Source organism: Magnetospirillum aberrantis SpK, from assembly GCF_011022235.1.
Classification (GTDB): domain Bacteria; phylum Pseudomonadota; class Alphaproteobacteria; order Rhodospirillales; family Magnetospirillaceae; genus Magnetospirillum; species Magnetospirillum aberrantis.
Genome location: NZ_JAAIYP010000032.1, coordinates 47,398 through 66,593 on the forward strand (window position 1 = coordinate 47,398; position 19,196 = coordinate 66,593).

The window sequence follows — 19,196 nt, forward strand, 5'->3', positions numbered from 1 at the left end:
TTGCCGTCACCGCTTAGGGATCGGAGGGGGAAATGAAATCCGAGGCCCTGGAGGCGTTGCGCTGTCATCCACTGTTCGCGGCCCTGCCGGCCGCCGAGCTGGCGGCCGTGCTCGACCTGCCGGAAGTCCTGGCGTTCGCCAGGGGAGAAACGTTGTTCCGCCAAGGTGACGAGGCCAGACGGCTGTACGTCATCGTGCGCGGCCGCGTCGAATTGCAGATCGAACGCCTGGACCGCCCGCCCGAAGTCCTGGCTCAGTTGGTGGCCGGCGAAAGCGTCGGCGCCGACGCCCTGTTGCCGGCCGGACGCCACGCCGCCACCGCAATTGTCGCCGAACCCGCCGAAGTCGCCGTGATCGCCGCCCATCGTCTGGTCGCCCGCCTGGATCAGGAATTCGACCTGGCGCTGATCATGCTGGCGGAAATGGCCGGCTCGCTGCGCGGTCAGGTCAAGGAAATCACCGAACTCAAACTGCAATCCACCAGCGAACGCCTGGCCAGTTATCTGGCGGCGCTGGCCGGCGATTGCTGTGGCCGCGCGGTGGTCCGCCTGCCCTGCGAGAAACGCCTGCTGGCCGACCGGCTCGGCATGGAACCGGCGACACTCAGCCGCGCCTTCGCCAAGCTGCGCGACTGGGGTGTGGAAACCGGGCGGGGCGACCGTGTCGACATCGCCGACGTTGGCGCATTGCGCAAGCTGTCGGAATCCCTGGCCACCGACGGCGACGGAGATACGCCATGACCTGTCCCTGCCGTCAAATATGCCTGATTCCCAAACCGGCCTGTTCGCGCCCCCATGCCAGCCTGCCGCGCCATCGCGCCGCCGGACCGCAACTGGCCGCCCAGGTGATGGCCCTTCCGCTGTTCTGCGGCCTGGAGCACGCGATCCTGGAACGTCTGATGGCCGACGCCACCGCCTTGGCCTGTGAGCGCCGGACCTTGCTGTTTTCCGCCGGTGCGCGGGCCGATTGCTTCTACATCGTGCTGGACGGCCAGGTGAAGCTGTTCGCCCTGACCCCCGATGGCCGCGAAAGCATCGTCGAAGTCTTCACCCCCGTCTCCAGCTTCGGCGAAGCGGCCATGCTGTCGCACGGTCCCTTTCCGCTGCATGCCGAGGTGATCGAAGACGCGACCCTGATTCGCGTCGGACGCCGCGCTTTCGTCAACACCCTTCGCACCGACCATGCCGTGGCCTATCGCATGCTGGCCAGCATGTGCCGCTGGCATCAACGGCTGTCGGGAGAAATCCGCCACCTCAAGCAGGTGCCGCCCTGGCAGCGCGTGGCGGAGTTCCTGTTGGCGCTGACCGAAGCCCGCGAGGGCGAGGCGCTGGTCGCCCTGCCCTTCAACAAGGAAGTGCTGGCCAGCCGGGTCGGCATTCGTCGGGAATCCCTGAGCCGGGTGTTGGCGCGGCTGCGCGACATGGGCGTGCGCACCGAGGGCAACGCGGTGCGCATCGACGACGTCGACAACCTGCGCCGCCGCTGTTCCCAGCAATCAGCCTGAGGTCAGTTCGCCGCCGACCTGTAACAGCACCAGCACGCCCAGAATGGCGAACAGCGCCGCGGCCACCGCGTGAACCACGCGCAAGGGAATCTTCTTGGCCGCCACCTCGCCCAACAGCACCGCCGGGACGTTGGCCGCCATCATGCCCAAGGTGGTGCCGGCCGTGACCCACATCAACGAATGAAAGCGCGCGGCCAAAGCCACGGTGGCGATCTGGGTCTTGTCGCCCATTTCCACCAGGAAAAAGGCGACCACAGTGGCGACGAAGGCACTGGCGCCCCCCTTCACCCCCTCGTCGTCATCGACCTTGTCCGGGATCATCACCCAGGCCGCCATGGCCAGGAACGACAGTCCCAGCACCCAGCGCATGATCTCTGGCCCGACCCAGGCGGCCACCGCCGCCCCCAAGGCGGCGGCCAAGGCGTGGTTCGCCAGGGTCGCGACCAGGATGCCAAGAATGATGGGAACCGGCTTACGGAAACGCGCCGCCAGCATCAGGGCAAGCAACTGGGTCTTGTCACCGATCTCGGCGATGGCGACCACGACGGTCGAGGTCAGCAAAGCTTCCATGAAAACACCACAGGGGGCCGGATGGACAGACCAATGGCTTGCCGCCCCCCGGCCCCCGGGTGTGGCGGACAAAACCAAAGGTCTCGCCAAACTGCCTTGCAGTCGGACACGCCATGGGCCGCGGCCCAAGTCTGTTGACGTGTCCCCCTCTTCGCGAGGGCGGCTACTCCCCAATGACGCGGGCACCATAATGACGCTTCAGCGCTTGCGCAAGTCCTCAACCGAGATGGCGTGCGACCCGTTCAAGCCCCTGGTCGGGAATGCCCAGACGGCGCAGGGCATCCACCGTGCGCCAGAGGTAGTCGCTGTTGCGCCCCAACGGCCCTTCGGCCGCCGCCACCGCCGCCGCCACCCGTTCTGGAGCAAGCGCCCCGGCGAAAGTGGGATGGCGGGAATTGGCCACGAAGGTCACAGCCCGTACCACACCTTGCGGCGTCGCCACCGGCAACAGGCGTGGCGCATAAGCGCCGGTCACCATCTCACGGCGCCACAACAGCGACAATTCCTCAGCCGCGCGGTCGGGTGCGATACGCAGCACTTGGCCCCGACAGGTGCCGCCCGGCATCAGGCCCATCATCAAACCGGGATGCCCCGGCGAGGCACGGCCGGCATGAATCCAAAAACAGAAGCGACGGTGATAGCCGGCAAGACGGGCATCGCGCCGTTCGACCGGATCGAACAGCGGGTTCCACAGCAACGACCCATAGGCGAACACCCAGCAGGCGTCGTCAGGCGGGCGGACCGAAGCCAGAGATTGCGCCAGTTGCCGTTCATCCAGCAACAGATGCCCCCAGCCCGATTGGGCGATCATCCGGTGCAGGTCGCCCCGTTCCAATCCCTGACGGGATACGCTTATTTCCTGTTCGTCTTTCATCCCTTCAAGTCTTAGCCCAGGCATCGCGGACGGGCAAAGCGAAACGCCCTGCGCCGCCGGATCAGGCCCGCGGTGCGGAGGGATTTCAATCCCCCCGTCCCCGCACCACCAATGGCGTGGTGAAGGTCTGAACCGTCTCTCCCAGGTGGTCCTGGGTTTCGACACGCATGCGCACGATGCCGTAGCCGGGCTTCGAACGCATGGCCCGCGTGTCCACCACCTCGGCCCGGACCTTGAGCACGTCGCCGGGACGCACCGGACGGAACCATCGCAATTCCTCGACTCCGGCACCGATCATGCCGCCGGCGGGGCGCAATTCTCCGGTCACCAACAGGCGCATGGTGATACAGGCGGTATGCCAACCGCTGGCGGCCAGTCCTTGAAAAAAGCTGTCCTCGGCCTCGACCTCGTCCACATGGAAGAATTGCGGGTCCCATTGCCCGGCGAATTCCTTGATGTTGTCCACGGTCACCGCATAGGAATCCGAGCCGAAAACCTGGCCCACCGCGAAATCTTCCAGATACCGCCTTGTCGTCATCTTCTTGGGTTCCTCTGCCTCGTTCGGTTGCGGGATGGATAAGCACAGCATGGATGCAGTACCATCCAAGAATGAATTTTTCTAAATCGGGGGGATAGAAACCATGCGGGTGGGAATTCTGGCGGCGGCCCTGGTGTTGACGGCCCCGGCGATCGCGGTCGCCCAAGGGTCGCTGCTCGACATGGGCAAGGCCGTCCTGCAACAGAAGGTGGGCGGCACCGGCGGCACGACGTCCTCGTCCAATTCCGGCGGGCTTGGTGCCGCGCTGTCCACCTCGGACATCGCTTCGGGCCTGAAAGAGGCGCTGCGCCAGGGTTCGGCGGCGGTGACCCAGCGCCTGGGCCAGGCCGATGGCTTCAACGCCGATCCCAAGGTGCACATCCCGCTTCCCGATAGCCTGCGATCCGTGCAGTCGGCACTCAAGATGACGGGAATGTCCGGTTTGGCCGACGACCTTGAACTCAAGCTCAACCGCGCGGCCGAAGCGGCGACCCCCAAGGCGAAGCAGATTTTCACCAGCGCGCTGGAGAAAATGACACTGGACGACGCCCGCGCCATCCTGAACGGCCCCAAGGACAGCGCCACCCAATATTTCAAGAAGGCGATGACCCCCGACCTCAAGACCGCCTTCCGCCCGGTGATCGACAAGACGGTGGCCGAGGCCGGAGCGGTCAAGTCGTTCGAGACGCTGACCAGTTCGGCCAAGGGACTGCCCATGGTGGGCGACGCCCGTTCCATGCTGACCGACCACGTTCTTGACGGCGCGCTTTCCGGCATCTTCGCCTATCTGGCCGAAGAGGAAGCGGCCATCCGCGACAATCCGGCCAAACGCGGCAGCGAATTGCTGCGCAAGGTTTTTGGAAACTGATCCAGGAGGAGAACGCCCCATGAAGAAACTCGCAATCGTCCTGGGGGCGCTGGCCGTGCTGGTGGTCGCCGCCCTGGTGATCCTGCCCAGCCTGGTGCCGGCCGACAAGATCCGCGCCGAGGTGGTGTCCCAGGTCAAGGCGGCCACCGGCCGCGACCTGACCATCGATGGCAAGGTTGCGGTATCCGCCTTCCCGTCGTTGTCGGTTCAGGTCAACTCGGTGGCGTTGTCCAACCCGGCCGGGTTCCAGGGCAAGGAACTGGTGCGCCTGGGCGCGCTGGACCTCAAGCTCAAGCTGTTGCCCATCTTGTCGGGCAAGGTCGAGGTGGACAGCTTCGTCCTGGTCGACCCGGTCATCAGCCTGGAGGTCGACCGTCAAGGGCGCGGCAACTGGGTGTTCGAAACCGCCAAAAGCGAGGCCAAGTCGGCCGAAACCAAGACCGAGGGCAAATCCGCCGACAGTTCTGGCGGGGCAACCTTGTCCGACATCAGCCTGGGCGAAGTTCGCATCGACAACGGCAAGCTGACCTTCGTCGACGCCAAGGCCGGCACGCGCGAGGAAGTGGACGCCATCAACCTGGGCATCGAGCTCAAGAACCTGGACACCCCGCTCAAGGCCAAGGGCGGCTTGCGCTATCACGGCAAGGTGATCGACATCACCGCCGACCTGAGCAAGCCACGCGCCCTGATCGAGGGCGCGACGTCGCCGCTGGACCTGTCGGTCGCCGCCGACACGGTCAAACTGGCGCTCAAGGGCCAGGCCAGCCTGGGGGCCGTCGAAGGCGACCTGGATCTGACGGTTCCTTCGGTGCGGGGTCTGGTGCTGTGGGCCACCGGCAAGCCGCTCGACGCCCCCGGTTCCGGGCTGGAGACGTTCGCGGTCAAGGGTAAGCTTGCCGCCGGCGGCACCAAGGTCGCGCTGTCACAGGCGGCCATCGCGCTGGACGCCATCAAGGCCACCGGCGACTTCGCCGTGGACACCGGCGGGGCGCGTCCCAGCCTCAAGGGCAAGCTGGACGTGGCGGCGCTCGACGTGAACCCCTATCTGCCGCCTGAACAACCGGCGACGGCCAAGAGCGGTGGCGGCGGTTCGGCCGGCGGCGGCGCGGCCGGAAAGTCCGACTGGAGCGATGAAACCATCGACGCCTCGGGCCTCAAGGCGGCGGATGTCGACTTCGCCCTCAGCCTGGGCTCGCTGACGGTCAAAAAGATCAAGGTCGGCAAGAGCGCGTTGCGGGTGGTGCTGGTGGGCGGCAAGATGACCGCCGATCTGTCACAGTTCGAACTCTATCAGGGAAGCGGCAAGGGTAAGGTCATGCTGGACGGCAGCCAGCCGGGAATCGGCCTGGACGCCACGTTCCAACTCAAGAATCTGGCGGCAGAGCCATTCCTGGCCGACGCCGCCGGTTTCGACCGTATCGCGGGCACCGGCGCTTTCGACATCCAGGTGGCGGGACGCGGCAAGAGCGAACGCGCCCTGGTTTCCAGCCTGAGCGGCAAGGGTGCCGTCACCTTCCTGAACGGCGCCATCAAGGGAATCAATCTGGCCGAGATGGTGCGCAATGTCGGTTCCGCCTTCACCACCGGCGGCGGCACGCAAAAGACCGACTTCGCGGAACTGGGCGGCACCTTCACCATCACCAACGGCATCGTCACCAACAAGGATCTGGCGCTGAAGTCGCCGCTGTTGCGGGTCGAAGGCGCCGGCACGGTGGAATTGCCGCCGCGCACGGTGCATTACCGCGTCACCCCCAAGGCGGTCGCCAGCCTTGAAGGCCAGGGCGGCAAGTCCGACCTGGGCGGCGTCGCCGTGCCGGTGATCGTCGAGGGGCCGTGGGAGAACCTGAGTTTCCGCCCCGACCTTGAGGCGTTGGCCAAGGGCAAGGCGCAAGAGGCCCTGCAAGGCGCCATCGACAAGAAACTGGGCGGTTCGACCGGCGGCTCGAACATTCCGTTGCCGATCAATCCCGGCAGCCTGTTCGGGCGCTAATACCGCTGACAAAGCCCTCGCCATAGGCGAGGGCTTTGTACCTCCAGCTTATCCCACCACGGCCCTTATCCCACCACGGCCCTTATCCCACCACGGGTCGAACCACCGGGCGCACCTCTGGCAATTCGTCGGCGGTGAACACTCGCGAGCGGGTGGCGAAGCGCACGCCGTCGGCGGCCTCCAGCGAAAAGCTGTCGCCGCCCCCTTCCTCGATCAGGTCGATGGTGATCTCGCTGGACGCCCAGGCCTCGAACTGGGCGGCGCTGATATAGACCGGGCAATCCTCGACCTCGCCCAAAAGAACGTCGGAACCACCGATTCGAAACTCGCCCTTGCGGAAGCACATGGGGGCGCTGCCTTCGCAGCAACCACCCGACTGGTGCAGCAACACCGGCCCGTGGCGGGCCACCAGCCCACGCAGAACCTCGGCCGCCGCCGACGTGATGCGGACCCTTTCGATCATGGTCGTTCCCTTCGCGGGCCGGCGGCGGATGCCGCCGGCCCGTCACGGTTCAGGCTCAGAAGAAGCCCAAGGCCTTGGGGCTGTAGCTGACCAACAGGTTCTTGGTCTGCTGGTAATGGTCCAGGATCATCTTGTGTGTCTCACGCCCGAAGCCCGATTGCTTGTAACCGCCAAAAGCGGCGTGGGCGGGATAGAGGTGGTAGCAATTGGTCCACACCCGGCCGGCCTTGATCTCGCGGCCGACCCGATAGGCGGTGGTGCCGTCGCGCGACCATACCCCGGCACCCAGGCCGTAAAGAGTATCGTTGCCGATGGCGATGGCTTCTTCCAACGTCCTGAAGGTGGTCACCGACAGTACGGGACCGAAAATTTCCTCTTGGAAGATCCGCATCTTGTTGTGGCCGACGAACACCGTCGGGCGGACATAGAAGCCGTTTTCCAAATCGCCGCCCAGATGGGCGCGTTCGCCGCCGGTAGCCAGTTGCGCGCCTTCCTGACGGCCGACATCGATGTAGCCGAGAATCTTCTCGAGCTGGCCACGCGACGCCTGTGCCCCCATCATGGTGGCGGGATCAAGCGGGTGCCCCATCTTGATCGCCTCGACACGGGCGACGGCCTTTTCCATGAAGCGGTCGAAGATGGATTCGTGGATCAGCGCCCGCGACGGGCAGGTGCAGACCTCGCCCTTGTTGAAGGCGAACAGGGTGAACCCCTCGAGCGCCTTGTCCAGGAAGGCGTCCTCGCGGTCCATCACGTCGGCCATGAAGATGTTGGGCGATTTGCCGCCCAGTTCCAGTGTCATGGGAATGATGGTTTCGGCCGCATACTGCATGATCTGGCGGCCGGTGGTGGTTTCGCCGGTAAAGGCGATCTTGGCGATACGCGGGTTGGCGGCCAGGGCCCGTCCCACCTCGGCACCGCTGCCGGTAACCACGTTGAGCACGCCGGGCGGCAGAATGTCGGCGATCAGATCCATGAACACCGCCAGACTGAACGGCGTGTCCGAAGCCGGCTTGATGATGACGCAATTGCCGGCGGCCAGGGCCGGGGCAATCTTCCACGCCGCCATCAGGAACGGGAAGTTCCATGGGATGATCTGGCCGACCACCCCCAGGGGTTCCTTGAAATGATAGGCCACGGTGTCGTCGTCCAATTCCGCCAAGGTTCCTTCCTCGGCACGGATGCAGGCGGCGAAATAACGGAAATGATCGGCCGCCAGCGGAATGTCGGCGGCACGGGTTTCACGGATCGGCTTGCCGTTGTCGATGGTTTCGACATGGGCAAGCAGTTCCAGGTTTTCGTCGATGCGGTCGGCGATCTTGTTCAACAGCCGGGCACGCTCGGCCGGCGCGGTGCGGCCCCAGGCGTCGCGGGCCTTGTGCGCGGCGTCAAGGGCCAGTTCGATGTCGGCCGCCGTGGATTTGGCAAGTTCACACAGCTTGGTTCCGTTGATCGGGCTGTTGTCGGTGAAGTAACGCCCCTCGGTCGGGGCCTTCCAGTCGCCACCGATGAAATTGTCGTAGCGGCTGCGCAAGCGTTGATCGTTGGGAAGAATGGAGTCGATCTGGACGCCCATGATGTTCTCCTTTGTGCAAGGATTTTGCCGGGCGGGGGAAACATGTCCTCCAATTCTCACAGGATACCCTGAAAATTCTATTTCCGCCAATTAAACCAACAGCTTAGATACCCTCGACGAAGGTAAGACAGGCTTTTTTTGCCGCAAAAACGGCAGAGCTTGTGGCCCATTTCTTGCGTATCCCGCCAACCAGGGAGGACGGCACCGGCCGCAAGCCGGTGCACGTCGCGATCTTGTTGCGCCAGGCTTTGTCGATCAAGGATCGCAAGAGAGACTGAATCGCATCTGCATTGCGTTCCCGACACGGCTGTCTCCTCATTTTCCCTGTGGCTATGACGCAAACGACCTGTTAGCCTGCCCGACATATGCGAGTGACTCTGACTTTCGATATCAAAGGGGCTTCCCATGGATATTTCCCTGACCACCATGAAACCCGGCGAAACCGCCAGGGTGACCGGCTTTGCCCGTGGCGAGCGCGGCTACCGCCAGCGCCTGTTGGCCATGGGATTGACGCCGGGTGCGGTGTTCTCGGTGACACGGGTCGCCCCCTTGGGTGACCCGGTGGAAATTTCGGTACGCAACTTCACCCTGACCTTGCGCAGGGAAGAAGCCGCAATCCTTAAGGCGGAAAGGATCTGAACCCATGGCCCATGCGATCGCCGTCGTCGGCAATCCCAATTGCGGCAAGACCACTTTGTTCAACGCCCTGACCGGGGCCAACCAGCAAGTTGGCAACTGGCCCGGCGTCACCGTGGAAAAGAAGGTCGGCACCTTCCGCCATGACGGCGAGACCTTCGATCTGGTCGATCTTCCCGGCGTCTACATGATCGGCGGCATCTCCGCCGGTTCCGAGGATGAACGGGTGGCGCGGGACTACATCCTGTCGGGCGAGCCCGAGGTGGTGGTCAACATCGTCGACGCCTACAACCTGGAACGGAACCTCTATCTCACCGCCCAGTTGCTTGAGATGCGGGTGCCCATGGTGGTGGCCATCAACATGATGGATCTGGCGGAAAAGACCGGCATCCATATCGACGTCGCCGCCCTGTCCAAGATTCTGGATTGCCCGGTGGTGCCGATCGTCGCCAGCCGACGCAAGGGCGTCGCCGAGTTGCGTGCCGCCATCGCCGCCGCCGCCGCCAACCCCAAGGTCCCCGCCCATCAGCCCGAACACGCCGAGGCGGTCAACGCCGCCATCGACGTACTGGCCCCGGAACTGTCCGCCGCCGCCACCGCCGCCAAGGTTCCGGCGCGTTGGGCGGCGCTCAAGCTGATCGAAGGCGACAGCTTCGCCGACACATTGGCCGGAACCGGCCTGTCCCCGACGCTCGCCGCCCAGCGCGCCGCCATCGAGGAATCCTGTGGCGAGGAAGCCGACATCATCGTCGCCGACGGACGCTACAACTTCGTTTCGTCGGTGATGGCCGCGTGTTTCCACCAGCCGCGCAAGGTGTCGCTGGCCATGACCCGGCGCATCGACAAGGTGGTGCTGAACCGCTGGCTTGGCGTGCCGGTGTTCCTGTTGGCCATGTACGTCATGTTCCTGTTCACCATCAACATCGGCGGCGCCTTCATCGACTTCTTCGACCAGGCGGTGGGCGCCCTTCTGGTGGACGAGGTCGGCGTGCTGCTGGCCGCGGCCGGCGCGCCGGACTGGCTGACCGCACTGATCCAGGGATTGGGCAGCGGCGTCCAGACCGTGTCCACCTTCATTCCGATCATCGCCTGCCTGTTCCTGTTCCTGTCGTTCCTGGAAGATTCCGGCTACATGGCCCGCGCAGCCTTCGTCATGGATCGTGCCATGCGAGCCATCGGCTTGCCGGGTAAGTCGTTCGTGCCGCTTATCGTCGGCTTTGGCTGCAACGTGCCGGCGATCATGGCGACCCGCACCTTGGAAAGCCGCCGCGACCGCATCATGACCTCGATGATGGCGCCGTTCATGTCGTGCGGCGCGCGTCTGCCGGTGTTCGCCCTGTTCGCCGCCGCCTTCTTTCCGCAGAACGGCCAGAACGTGGTGTTCGGCCTGTACCTCCTGGGCCTGCTGTTCGCCGTGCTGACCGGTCTGGTGCTGAAGACCACCCTGTTGCAGGGCGAGGCGTCGCATTTCGTCATGGAACTGCCGCCCTATCACCTGCCGACCGTGCGCACCGTGGTCTGGCAGGCTTGGCAGCGCTTGCGCGAATTCATCTTCCGGGCCGGCCAGATCATCGTGCCGATCGTCATGGTTCTCAGCTTCTTCAACGCCATGGGCACCGACGGCACCTTCGGCAAGGAAGACAGCCGCGATTCCGTCCTGTCGGCGGCCAGCCAGACCATCACCCCCATCTTCCATCCCATCGGCCTGACCGACGAGAACTGGCCGGCGGCGGTGGGATTGTTCACCGGCATCTTCGCCAAGGAAGCGGTGGTCGGCACCCTGAACGCGCTGTACGCCCAGGCCAGCGCCGAAGACGCCGCCGCCGCGGCTGCGGCTGACGAAGCCAACGCGGGCGAAGGCGAAGCCGCCGCCGAGGAAGAAGAGGAAACCCTGGGGACCAAGCTGTTGGCCGCCGTGGCGACCATTCCCGAAAATCTGGCGGGTGTCGCCGATTCGCTGGGCGACCCCTTGGGCCTCAACGTCTCGTACACCGGCGACGCGGCGGAAGCCGCAGAGGAACTGGAGGTCGAGGACGGCGTGTTCGGCGCCATGGTCAGCCGCTTCGACGGCGCCGCCGGGGCGTTCGCCTACATGCTGCTGATCCTGCTCTACACCCCGTGCGTCGCCGCGCTGGGCGCCATCCGGCACGAAGCGGGTCTGGCCTGGACGGCGTTCGCCACCGCCTGGACCACCTCGCTTGGCTATATCGCCGCCGTCAGCTTCTACCAGATTTCCATCTTCAGCCGCGATCCCGCCAGCGCCACCGCCTGGCTGTTGGGATGCGGGGTGGCGGTGCTGTCGGCTGTCGGCATCATGTGGGTGGCCGGACGCACGCAAAGCCGTCGTCTGGCCGCCACCATGCCGGCGGAATAAGGGAGGCACGATGACTGCCAGCGAACTCAAGGCCTATCTGGCCGAACGGGGACAGGCCAGCCTGGGCGACATCGCCATCCATTTCGGTTCGTCCCCCGACGCGGTGCGCCAAGCCGCCCAGCTTTGGGTCGGCAAGGGACGCTTGCGGGCGATCGAAGGCAGTGGCTGCAAGACCGGATGCAATTGTGGCCACAAACCCGAAACCGTCTACGAGTGGGTCGGCTGAATGGCCCGATCACCTTTGGTGTCGCGCCTTCCCGGCCGTCTGCGCCTGCGCCATGACTGGCTCAGGCGCACGGACGACAACCATGCGTTCCGTGCCACCCTGGCCGGGTGGGAAGGCGTGCTCTCGGTCGAGGGCAACGCCGCCACCGGCGGCGTGCTGGTCCTTTACGACCCGGCCCGACTGGCGCCGTCCAACATGGAAACACGGGTCTCCGCCTGTCTTGCCGAAATGATTGGGACAGCGGCGCCCCCTTCCCCCGCCGCCAAACCCGCCCGCAATCCCCGCCGAAGCAAGCTTCAAGGTGTTCTTGACGACGGCGACATCCATCGTGTGGTCAAGATCGGCATGATGGCGACCATGGGCGGCAGCTTGCTCGCCCTTGCCGCCAGCAAGAAGTTCCATGCCGCCCTGGGGGGCCTGCATCTGGCTTTCCTGGCGTTCCACCTCGTCAAATACCGTAAGAAATTGCTGCGATAGGCCATGACCGCGTCCTCTTTTGTCGCCACGAACGAATCCCTGTGGCGTTTCGCCACCATGCTGAACATCGCCCACCACATTCCCGGACGGGTCCGCCTGAAAGTGGCGGCCAGTGCCGAAGCCGGGCTGGCCGCCGCCGTGGACGAAGCCAAAAGCTTCGTGCGGGCAGTCGAACGGGTTCCCGGCATCCGTTCGGTCAACCTCAACCTGCTGGCCCGCTCCTGTGTGGTGGAATACGACCCGTCACAAATCGCCCCCATGGCGTGGGGAGACCTTGTATCCGGCAACCGCACCGCAGCCGCAGGACAGTTGTTGTCCGCCATACATACCGCGAACAATTCTTAGTTCTTTCTTTCATAAAGAAGAGAACAGTTCTTAATTCTTTCAAATAAAATGATCACCATATCTAATTCTGGTGAAATCAACTTTTTTCATTGTACGTCGCCATACCGAGTAGCACGATGTTACGGTTTTAAGGCACACCTCACGCGAGCATCGAACTTTCGGCGTCGCGTCATGAAAGGAACCGCCATGCTTCCTTTGCTCACTTTCGCATCGGGCCTGGTCGCCGGCATCGTCGGCGTCCGTATCGCCAAGTCGGTCAAAGCTCCCGAAAGCCTGCGCAGCGCGGCCAGCACCGTGGGCGACAAGGCCCGCCAAGGTCTGGATCAGGCGCAAAGCGGCTTGCGCGGCGCCGCCGTCACCAGTCTTTCCGCCATCGAGAAGTCTTCGGCGTCGCTGCGTCAGAAGTTGACCCCGGCGGAAACTGAAACAGCTCCCGCCGAAGCCACGGTTGAAAAGGCCGCCGCCGCCAAGCCGGCCCGCAAGCGCCCGGCCCCCCGGAAGAAAACCGCCGCCAAGCCGGCCGCCGAACCCGTGGCCGACGCCCCCACCGGAGAGGCCTCGTGAAGCGCGCCAAGCGCAAGGATCTGATGGCCGGGGACGACGTTCCCACGGTCTTCCTGCGCGGCATGATGGTGACCGGCCTGTTGGTGGCGATCCAGGATCGGCGGGCCGCCCGCCGTCCGGCGGCGCCGGCCAAGGTGCTGCGCCATGCCCTTCAGGGTGGTGCCGCGCTGGCGGCGGGAACGGTCGCAGCCCGTGCCTTGACCCGGAACGATCTGCCGCTGGCGCTGACCGCCATCGCCGCCGGCGCGGCGGGCGTGCTGGCCGCCGAAGCCCTGATCCCTTCCCCCGACACCGACGACATCAAGGAGAGTGGCCGTGGCCAAGAAGAAGTCTAAGCAGTCCAAGCAGTTGAAGCGCCTGATGCGCGACATGCAATCGTCCATGGGAGCCAACGCCACCCTGGCTGCCAATCAGAATAGCGGGTTGTTCAGCGGCTTGAGCCGGCTGTTGCCGTCGCGCCGCACCGACCAGTTCCTGGTGGGCCTGTTGCTCGGCGCCGCCGCTACCTACGTGCTGAGCGACGAGGAATTGCGCGGCAAGATCATGAAATCCGGCGCCAAGCTGTATGGCGGCATGGTCGGCGGTCTCGAGGAAATGAAGGAGCAGATGGCCGACATCCGTGCCGAGCTGACGGCCGAGCAGAACGGCAGCCTATGACCGTTCCTTTCTGGCTGAGCGCGGTGGATGTCCTCCACCGCGTTCCGGGCCGCGTGCGGTTGCGGTATCGCCTGGCCCCCGACACGCCCGACGATGCAGCCGCCTTGCGCCGGCTGGTGGCCGACCTTCCCGGCGTTTCCCATTGCCGGGTCAACGCCCGCATCCGTTCCGTGGTGGTCGAATTCGCCCCCGAGGAAACCTGCGCCGAACAGGTGGCGGACGGCATGCGGAACCTGCCGGCGCCGCTGGCCCTGATTCCGGCTGACGCTCGCGACGATGGCCGCGCGGCGGTCGCCGCCAGCCTGGCGACCCTGGTGGGCAGCGGCCTGTTGCCCCGCCCCATCCAATTCCCGGTGGCTCTGGCCGGCGCCTTGCCGTTGTTCCGCCACGCCGCCGCCGATTACACGGAAAAGGGCGTCACCTCGCATGTGCTCGAGGGCATGGCGGTCGCCATCTCGCTGGCACGGGCCGATTACACCGCCGCCAACACCACCACCTTCATGCTGGTGCTGGGCGAATATCTGGAAGATTCCATCGCCCGACGCTCCGACGAATTGCTGAAACACCTGTTGCGGCCGTCCAGCGACCAGGTTTGGGTGCTGCGCGACGGCGTCGAGGTCCAGGTTCCCACTCAATCGGTCGAGGTGGGCGACACCGTGGTGGTCGGCACCGGCACGGTCATCCCCGTCGACGGCACCGTTCTGGGCGGCGAGGCCATGGTCAACGAAGCGGCCATGACCGGCGAGAGCGTCTCTGTGGTCAAGAACCGGGGCAAGGGCGTGCTGTCGGGTACCCTGGTCGAGGAAGGGCGGCTGTCCATTTATGCCGAGCAGGTGGGAACCGCCACCGCCGCCGCCCGCATCGCCGAATACGTGGAACAGTCGCTGACCGCCAAGAGCGAAGCCCAGCTCGAGGCGGCGCGCATGGCCGACCGGCTGGTGCCGGTGGTGCTCAAGCTGGCGGGTGCGGCGTTCCTGGTGTCGGGCGACTGGCGACGCGCCGCCTCGGTGCTTCAGGCCGATTATTCCTGCGCCCTCAAACTGGCGACGCCGGTGGCGTTCAAATCGGCCATGTACGGGGCCGGCCGCGCCGGCATCCTGGTCAAGGGCGCATCGGCGTTGGAACGTCTGGCCCAGGCCGATACCTTCGTGTTCGACAAGACCGGCACCCTGACCACCGGTATCCTTGAGGTCACCGACGCCATCACCTTCGACGAACGCTACAGCGCCGACGATCTGATCTGTTTGGCGGCATCGGTCGAGGAACACTATTTCCACCCGCTGGCCCTGGCGGTGGTCAACGCCGCCCGCGCCACCCACAATCACCATTTCGACCATCAGGAAGTTCAGTTCATCGTCGCCCACGGCGTCGCCAGCGTCATCGACGGCAAGCGCATCGTGGTGGGGTCGCGCCATTTCGTCCAGGAAGACGAAGGCGTCAACGTCACCCCCCACCAGCACGTCATCGACGCGCTGTATCAGCAAGGCAAGACCTTGCTGTTCATCGGCTTCGGTGGGCGTCTTCTGGGCCTGATCGCCCTCAAGGACAGCACCCGCGTCACCAGCGCCCGCACCATCCGCCGGCTGCGCGAACTGGGGGTGAAACGCATCCTGCTGCTGACCGGCGACCATCGCGACCGGGCCGAGGAACTGGCCGCCGAACTGGGACTGGACGGCGTGCACGCCGAACTGATGCCCCAGGACAAGGCCCGGATCATCGAAACGCTGAACCAGGACGGCGCCCGTATCGCCTTTGTCGGCGACGGCATCAACGATGCTCCGGCCCTGGCCGGCGCCCATGTGGGCATCGCCATGCAGAAGGGGGCCGACATCGCGCGGCTGACCGCCGATGTCGCCTTGCTCGAAGACGACATCGAACGGGTGGCCGACGCCAAACAGGCGGCCAACGACGTGATGGAGCTGATCGGCCGCAATTACCGTATGACGGTGGGGCTGAACACCGCCATCCTGGGCGCCGCCGCCTTGGGCCTGTTGTCGCCGGTGGCGACGTCGATCCTGCACAACGGCACCACCATCGGCATCCTGTTGAACGCCCTCAGGCGCCGCAAGCCGGCTCCCCGTCAGGATTGACGGGGAGCTTTCCTGCCGTTCACGCGCAGCAACGAGCCGGCGGCTCTGCCGGTTCGGGGCGCGACCGCGTCACCGCGTCGAGCGGAGCGACGGTGGGAGCCAGGGTATCGCCCAGGTCGCCCTCGGCCAGCCAGCGCATCATGCCGTACAGCATGCGGGTGGCCGCCGGCATGAAATTGCTGCCGTGGTGGAACACCGGGTCCAGGGTGGACACCACCAACCGGCCCGGCGTGCTGACCCGGTCCACATAGACCAGGGCCCCCTTACCCTCGACCTCGACCAGCGGCACCGCACCGGGCGGAGGCACCAGGACGCCGTGGTGGTGCCAGACCACGTCGGCCGCGCCGATGAAGCGAAACAGCGGATGGTGCGGCCGGCTGATACGGATGCCGGGGTCGTTGGTCTGATCCAGCCACCACCAGAAATTCACCTCGGACGGCGACCACACCACGCCGGGCAGGAACTCCTCGGCCCCTTCCGCCGACAGCGACACCACGGTTCCGCCGTGGCCGAGATAGGCCAAAAGCGGCTCGCGCAGCGGGGCCATCAGGTCGGGGTCCAGGCGACACGGCAACACCACCACGTCGAAATCGGCCAGCGTCACTTCGGCCAGCTTGCGCACGTGGACACGGCGGCGGATATGACGCGCCACCTGGGGATCGGAATAGGCGAAATGGTGGAAATAGGTGCCGCCATCGACGGCCAGAATGGATCGCATGCTCGTTCTCCTCAGGCGGCGGTCAGCCAGTCGACCAGTTGCGGCGCCATGCGCGCGGCGGAAGTGGGATCGGCGGCATAAGCCCAGACGTCCAGGCCGCCATGCATGAACACGGTGCCGCCGGCCGGCCGCTGCCACACCCAGTCCAACGGGTCGCGGTCGGGACCGATGCCGTTCAAGGCAATGGCACCGTCCGGCGCCGGATTGTGACCGCGCCCATAGAAACCGGCGACACCACGACGATAGGTGAGGTCGGCACCATCCACGCCGTCGAACACCGGATGATCGGCAAGACGATGAATGGTCAACGCCTCGGTGCCGCGCCCGGTCTGAGGCACGAACGGCCTGAGGCCGGCCACCGGCGGATAGGCCATGTGGCCGTTCAGGACCAGAGTGCCGCCCCGATCCAGGAACGCCTCGAGGCGCGGGGTCTGGTCGATCAGGCTGTGCTGGTCGGCCAGCATGGAGACCAGGATGGCGTCATAGGTGTCAAGGTCGGTGCGGCCCAACTCGTACTGACCGACCGAATCGACCCGCCCCCCACAGGACGGAGACCGGAAAGCCGCCGGCGCGTGGTCGCGCTGACAGCGCAGGAAGAGGCATTTGCGCATGGTGTGAAATCCGCTCGAATTGATTAAAGTCAATGAGAATGCGAATCACTTGCATTTTCATGTCGTCGAATTTAACGTCTGTAGGACTAATTGCCAAGGGGGTATGATAAACCATGAGGTACATTCTTGGGTCGACGGCGCTGGTAACGGCCGCCCTGACCGCTTCCGCAGCCATGGCCCAGACGGCCACCGACCTGAAATTACCTGACCAGCAGGTGATCCCGGTTCTGCGTCAGCACGACAAACCGGAACCCTTTCCCATCATGCCGCTGGTGGACATGTCCGTCGCCCCCGGCGAAATGCCCTATCGCCAGGACAAGATGAAACCCAGCGCGGGTGTGCTGGGAACGCTGATGAACTCGGCCTCGCCGGTCAAGATCGGCCTGGGCTACAGCGGCGCCGGCGACACCAAGGAGGCGTTCGCCCAAGCCGCCATGCGCACCGCCAAGGCCACGGTGATGGCTTCGACCGCCGCCGAAACCGCCAGCACCTACAAGGACGGCAACGGCGACAAGGTCCGATACGGCTACGACCGCACCACCGAACAGGTGGGGCTGGTGTTCCGGCCGTTGTCCGGGACCACCCTCAAGGCCGGGTTGGTTCACGACCTGATCGATGACCACGTCCTGCCCCTGGCCGCCACCGGCGTCACCCAGAATGGCGTCGCCAACATGGTTGACGGCTATGGCGCCGACCCTATCCGCACGGAACGCACCATCGCCACCACCTCGGTGGAAAAAACCGCCCCCATGGACGGCCTGGATGCGGTCAAGCTGGAATTGCGCTATGTCGGCCTCAAGCGTCGGGCCAACAACTTCAAGCTGCGCCCCTACACCTCGACCACCGTCAACGAAGCCAACCCCAACCGCGACGTGCTGAGCGCGTCGCTGTCCGGCGACACCCATCTAGCCGACAATTTGTTGGGACGGCTGACCGTTTCCGGCTCGCGCATCTGGCACGACGCCAGCCGGGCCGGCGGCGGCGGCGTCACCATCGACACCATTTCCGGCTACCAATATCCGGGAGTGGAGATGTGGGAAGGCGCGGTCAACGCCGACCTGGCGTGGCGTCCGGCCGAGGGGGCCACCGTCAACCTGGGCCTGCGCTACGACTATGCCGGCGCCAAGGCGACCGAAATGGACAACCCCATGCGGATCGGCAATTACAGCGGTTCCCCCAGCGCGCTTTACGAATATTACTACGGCACCGGCATCGACAAGGCGCGCGACGACCACATGTTCAGCGCCAAGGTGGACGGCGAACAGAAGCTGTTGGCCAACCGGTTGTCGCTGACCGGGTCGGTGGGCCGCATCATGCGCGCCGCCGACACCCAGGAACGCTATTTCACCCTGCCGTCGCCCACCACCGCCAGCGCAACCCGTCAGGTGGGCAACCCCGATCTGGCGCCGGAACAGCATTACCGCGCCGAATTGGGCGCCGCGCTCAACGGCGAGGATTGGGTCGATTACGGCCGCAAGCGGCCGGGCGGCGAGGACTGGCTGGGCAGCAGTTCCTGGAACATCAGCGCCAAGGGCTACGTGGACCACGTCAAGGACTTCATCAGCCGCGACCGCGCCCACGGGCAATCGGGCACGATTCGCAGCGACAACGCCTTCATCTGGCGCAACGTCGATGCCGACCTGGCCGGCGCCGAAATCGAATTGTCGGTCAACCTGACCCGCAACTGGTCGACCAAGCTGGGCGGCTATTGGCGGTGGGGCCAGAACGCCACCGACGGCCGCGCCCTTTACGGCATCGACCCGCTCGAGGCCAACTGGCTGGTGGAATACCAGGACACTTTGGCCGACCTCGGCACCTGGAACGCCGGCTTCAAGGTACGCGCGGTGGCCGCGCAAAACCGCCTGGACGACGATCCGTCCTACGGCAGCGGCTTCGACGCCGAGAACGCCGGCGGTTTCGGTCTGCTCGACCTGTTCGCCGGCTTCCAGGTGATGGACACCTTCGGCATGCGGGTGGGAATCGACAACGTGTTCGACAAGGCCTATTCCGAGCACAACCCCTACACCAGCACCGACGAAGCCAATCCCAGCACGGTCTACGCCCCCGGCCGCACGGCCTATGTGCGCGGCCTGGTGACCTTCTGACATCCGTCTC

21 protein-coding genes and 1 riboswitch are annotated in these 19,196 nt (G+C 65.3%); of the genes, 14 read left to right on the forward strand and 7 right to left on the reverse strand.

The features are described 5' to 3' along the window. Window positions 1–32: 32 nt before the first annotated feature. Together G4223_RS05615 and G4223_RS05620 are read left to right on the forward strand one after the other, a co-directional pair. Window positions 33–740: a Crp/Fnr family transcriptional regulator gene (locus G4223_RS05615; RefSeq protein ID WP_163676225.1), complete on the forward strand. Its 708-nt coding sequence runs from the start codon at window positions 33–35 to the stop codon at window positions 738–740. Beyond that, on the forward strand, window positions 737–1,504 hold the full coding sequence (locus tag G4223_RS05620) for a Crp/Fnr family transcriptional regulator (protein ID WP_163676227.1): 768 nt from the start codon (window positions 737–739) through the stop codon (window positions 1,502–1,504). Before G4223_RS05615 ends, G4223_RS05620 begins: the two co-directional genes overlap by 4 nt. Here G4223_RS05620 and G4223_RS05625 read toward each other — a convergent pair. The 3 genes from G4223_RS05625 to G4223_RS05635 all read right to left on the reverse strand — a co-directional run bounded on the left by G4223_RS05625 (window position 1,496) and on the right by G4223_RS05635 (window position 3,486). Continuing rightward, window positions 1,496–2,074: a TMEM165/GDT1 family protein gene (locus G4223_RS05625; RefSeq protein WP_163676230.1), complete on the reverse strand. Its 579-nt coding sequence runs from the start codon at window positions 2,072–2,074 to the stop codon at window positions 1,496–1,498. The two genes, G4223_RS05620 and G4223_RS05625, sit on opposite strands and share 9 nt — an antisense overlap. A 15-nt stretch (window positions 2,075–2,089) precedes the next feature. Beyond that, a riboswitch (yybP-ykoY riboswitch) is annotated at window positions 2,090–2,258 on the reverse strand. Window positions 2,259–2,291: 33 nt separating this feature from the next. Next, entirely contained in the window at window positions 2,292–2,948 is a 657-nt protein-coding gene (locus tag G4223_RS05630) for a gamma-glutamylcyclotransferase (protein WP_163676233.1), read from the reverse strand. Window positions 2,949–3,033: 85 nt separating this feature from the next. Then, complete coding sequence (locus G4223_RS05635) at window positions 3,034–3,486, reverse strand: MaoC family dehydratase (RefSeq protein ID WP_163676236.1); 453 nt, start codon at window positions 3,484–3,486, stop codon at window positions 3,034–3,036. A gap of 103 nt (window positions 3,487–3,589) precedes the next feature. Here G4223_RS05635 and G4223_RS05640 point away from each other — a divergent pair, with 103 nt between their 5' ends. After that, complete coding sequence (locus G4223_RS05640) at window positions 3,590–4,354, forward strand: DUF4197 domain-containing protein (protein ID WP_163676239.1); 765 nt, start codon at window positions 3,590–3,592, stop codon at window positions 4,352–4,354. A gap of 19 nt (window positions 4,355–4,373) precedes the next feature. Next, entirely contained in the window at window positions 4,374–6,344 is a 1,971-nt protein-coding gene (locus tag G4223_RS05645; RefSeq protein WP_163676242.1) for an AsmA family protein, read from the forward strand. Window positions 6,345–6,426: 82 nt separating this feature from the next. Here G4223_RS05645 and G4223_RS05650 read toward each other — a convergent pair whose 3' ends face one another. Further along, window positions 6,427–6,807, reverse strand: coding sequence for a DUF779 domain-containing protein (locus G4223_RS05650; protein WP_163676245.1), 381 nt, complete (start codon window positions 6,805–6,807; stop codon window positions 6,427–6,429). A gap of 55 nt (window positions 6,808–6,862) precedes the next feature. Next, window positions 6,863–8,383 carry an aldehyde dehydrogenase family protein gene (locus G4223_RS05655; protein ID WP_163676248.1) on the reverse strand — a complete coding sequence of 507 codons (1,521 nt, stop codon included), beginning with the start codon at window positions 8,381–8,383 and terminating at the stop codon, window positions 6,863–6,865. A 405-nt stretch (window positions 8,384–8,788) separates the two neighbouring features. Here G4223_RS05655 and G4223_RS05660 point away from each other — a divergent pair, with 405 nt between their 5' ends. The 9 genes from G4223_RS05660 to G4223_RS05700 all read left to right on the forward strand — a co-directional run bounded on the left by G4223_RS05660 (window position 8,789) and on the right by G4223_RS05700 (window position 15,752). Further along, window positions 8,789–9,022: a FeoA family protein gene (locus G4223_RS05660; RefSeq protein WP_205762400.1), complete on the forward strand. Its 234-nt coding sequence runs from the start codon at window positions 8,789–8,791 to the stop codon at window positions 9,020–9,022. A 4-nt stretch (window positions 9,023–9,026) separates the two neighbouring features. After that, the gene (gene feoB / locus G4223_RS05665; protein ID WP_163676251.1) at window positions 9,027–11,393 is read left to right on the forward strand and encodes a Fe(2+) transporter permease subunit FeoB; all 2,367 of its coding nucleotides are present in this window, start codon (window positions 9,027–9,029) and stop codon (window positions 11,391–11,393) included. 10 nt (window positions 11,394–11,403) lie between these two features. Next, the gene (locus tag G4223_RS05670; RefSeq protein ID WP_163676254.1) at window positions 11,404–11,619 is read left to right on the forward strand and encodes a FeoC-like transcriptional regulator; all 216 of its coding nucleotides are present in this window, start codon (window positions 11,404–11,406) and stop codon (window positions 11,617–11,619) included. Then, on the forward strand, window positions 11,620–12,096 hold the full coding sequence (locus G4223_RS05675) for a hypothetical protein (RefSeq protein ID WP_163676257.1): 477 nt from the start codon (window positions 11,620–11,622) through the stop codon (window positions 12,094–12,096). A 3-nt stretch (window positions 12,097–12,099) separates the two neighbouring features. Beyond that, complete coding sequence (locus G4223_RS05680; protein WP_163676260.1) at window positions 12,100–12,441, forward strand: HMA2 domain-containing protein; 342 nt, start codon at window positions 12,100–12,102, stop codon at window positions 12,439–12,441. A 186-nt stretch (window positions 12,442–12,627) separates the two neighbouring features. Continuing rightward, window positions 12,628–13,005: a hypothetical protein gene (locus G4223_RS05685; protein WP_205762401.1), complete on the forward strand. Its 378-nt coding sequence runs from the start codon at window positions 12,628–12,630 to the stop codon at window positions 13,003–13,005. Then, entirely contained in the window at window positions 13,002–13,340 is a 339-nt protein-coding gene (locus G4223_RS05690; RefSeq protein ID WP_163676263.1) for a hypothetical protein, read from the forward strand. Before G4223_RS05685 ends, G4223_RS05690 begins: the two co-directional genes overlap by 4 nt. Continuing rightward, entirely contained in the window at window positions 13,321–13,662 is a 342-nt protein-coding gene (locus G4223_RS05695; protein WP_163676266.1) for a YtxH domain-containing protein, read from the forward strand. Before G4223_RS05690 ends, G4223_RS05695 begins: the two co-directional genes overlap by 20 nt. Beyond that, window positions 13,659–15,752, forward strand: coding sequence for a heavy metal translocating P-type ATPase (locus G4223_RS05700; RefSeq protein ID WP_163676269.1), 2,094 nt, complete (start codon window positions 13,659–13,661; stop codon window positions 15,750–15,752). Before G4223_RS05695 ends, G4223_RS05700 begins: the two co-directional genes overlap by 4 nt. Before the next feature lie 19 nt (window positions 15,753–15,771). Here G4223_RS05700 and G4223_RS05705 read toward each other — a convergent pair whose 3' ends face one another. Beyond that, the gene (locus G4223_RS05705) at window positions 15,772–16,470 is read right to left on the reverse strand and encodes a hypothetical protein (protein WP_163676272.1); all 699 of its coding nucleotides are present in this window, start codon (window positions 16,468–16,470) and stop codon (window positions 15,772–15,774) included. 11 nt (window positions 16,471–16,481) lie between these two features. Further along, window positions 16,482–17,081: a hypothetical protein gene (locus tag G4223_RS05710; RefSeq protein ID WP_163676275.1), complete on the reverse strand. Its 600-nt coding sequence runs from the start codon at window positions 17,079–17,081 to the stop codon at window positions 16,482–16,484. A gap of 113 nt (window positions 17,082–17,194) precedes the next feature. On the opposite strand from G4223_RS05710, the gene G4223_RS05715 reads away from it, so the two are divergent. Next, window positions 17,195–19,186: a TonB-dependent receptor domain-containing protein gene (locus G4223_RS05715; protein ID WP_163676278.1), complete on the forward strand. Its 1,992-nt coding sequence runs from the start codon at window positions 17,195–17,197 to the stop codon at window positions 19,184–19,186. The last annotated feature ends 10 nt before the right edge of the window (window positions 19,187–19,196 follow it).

Bases quoted from the DNA above. Each gene is read 5' to 3' on its own strand.
- G4223_RS05715 (WP_163676278.1), top strand. From the start codon at position 17,195: ATGAGGTACATTCTTGGGTCGACGGCGCTGGTAACGGCCGCCCTGACC.
- G4223_RS05655 (WP_163676248.1), bottom strand. From the start codon at position 8,383: ATGGGCGTCCAGATCGACTCCATTCTTCCCAACGATCAACGCTTGCGC.
- G4223_RS05625 (WP_163676230.1), bottom strand. From the start codon at position 2,074: ATGGAAGCTTTGCTGACCTCGACCGTCGTGGTCGCCATCGCCGAGATC.
- G4223_RS05680 (WP_163676260.1), top strand. From the start codon at position 12,100: ATGACCGCGTCCTCTTTTGTCGCCACGAACGAATCCCTGTGGCGTTTC.
- G4223_RS05660 (WP_205762400.1), top strand. From the start codon at position 8,789: ATGGATATTTCCCTGACCACCATGAAACCCGGCGAAACCGCCAGGGTG.
- G4223_RS05635 (WP_163676236.1), bottom strand. From the start codon at position 3,486: ATGACGACAAGGCGGTATCTGGAAGATTTCGCGGTGGGCCAGGTTTTC.
- G4223_RS05670 (WP_163676254.1), top strand. From the start codon at position 11,404: ATGACTGCCAGCGAACTCAAGGCCTATCTGGCCGAACGGGGACAGGCC.
- G4223_RS05650 (WP_163676245.1), bottom strand. From the start codon at position 6,807: ATGATCGAAAGGGTCCGCATCACGTCGGCGGCGGCCGAGGTTCTGCGT.
- G4223_RS05685 (WP_205762401.1), top strand. From the start codon at position 12,628: ATGCTTCCTTTGCTCACTTTCGCATCGGGCCTGGTCGCCGGCATCGTC.
- G4223_RS05620 (WP_163676227.1), top strand. From the start codon at position 737: ATGACCTGTCCCTGCCGTCAAATATGCCTGATTCCCAAACCGGCCTGT.
- G4223_RS05700 (WP_163676269.1), top strand. From the start codon at position 13,659: ATGACCGTTCCTTTCTGGCTGAGCGCGGTGGATGTCCTCCACCGCGTT.
- G4223_RS05645 (WP_163676242.1), top strand. From the start codon at position 4,374: ATGAAGAAACTCGCAATCGTCCTGGGGGCGCTGGCCGTGCTGGTGGTC.
- G4223_RS05675 (WP_163676257.1), top strand. From the start codon at position 11,620: ATGGCCCGATCACCTTTGGTGTCGCGCCTTCCCGGCCGTCTGCGCCTG.
- G4223_RS05710 (WP_163676275.1), bottom strand. From the start codon at position 17,081: ATGCGCAAATGCCTCTTCCTGCGCTGTCAGCGCGACCACGCGCCGGCG.
- feoB (WP_163676251.1), top strand. From the start codon at position 9,027: ATGGCCCATGCGATCGCCGTCGTCGGCAATCCCAATTGCGGCAAGACC.
- G4223_RS05640 (WP_163676239.1), top strand. From the start codon at position 3,590: ATGCGGGTGGGAATTCTGGCGGCGGCCCTGGTGTTGACGGCCCCGGCG.
- G4223_RS05630 (WP_163676233.1), bottom strand. From the start codon at position 2,948: ATGAAAGACGAACAGGAAATAAGCGTATCCCGTCAGGGATTGGAACGG.
- G4223_RS05705 (WP_163676272.1), bottom strand. From the start codon at position 16,470: ATGCGATCCATTCTGGCCGTCGATGGCGGCACCTATTTCCACCATTTC.
- G4223_RS05615 (WP_163676225.1), top strand. From the start codon at position 33: ATGAAATCCGAGGCCCTGGAGGCGTTGCGCTGTCATCCACTGTTCGCG.